Source organism: Allobosea sp. Root381 (genome assembly GCF_001429395.1).
Classification (GTDB): domain Bacteria; phylum Pseudomonadota; class Alphaproteobacteria; order Rhizobiales; family Beijerinckiaceae; genus Allobosea.
The window spans coordinates 1-251 of record NZ_LMJT01000009.1 but is presented as its reverse complement, the minus strand read 5'-3'; the positions used below and the strand labels follow the sequence as shown (position 1 = coordinate 251).

General features: G+C 69.3%; 1 protein-coding gene. It reads left to right on the top strand.

Annotation, left to right across the window (positions count from 1 at the left end):
* A partial coding sequence (locus ASE63_RS26465; RefSeq protein WP_348271349.1) for a methyl-accepting chemotaxis protein occupies positions 1-251 on the top strand: 251 nt, incomplete at both ends.

Sequence of the window (251 nt, the reverse complement as noted above, 5' to 3'; positions counted from 1 at the left end):
GAGGGCGTCAAGCTGGTGCGCCAGGCCGGCGAGCAGCTCGACCAGATCCTGTCGCATTCGCGCAAGGTCGCGGCGACCATCGCCGACATCTCGGCGGCCGCCGGCGAACAGGCCAACGGCATCGACGAGATGAGCCAGGCGGTGGCACATCTCGACGAGATGACGCAGCAGAACGCGGCGCTGTCCGAAGAAAGCGCGGCGTCGGCCGCCTCGCTCTCCTCCCGCATCGGCCAGCTCAACGACCTCGTCGC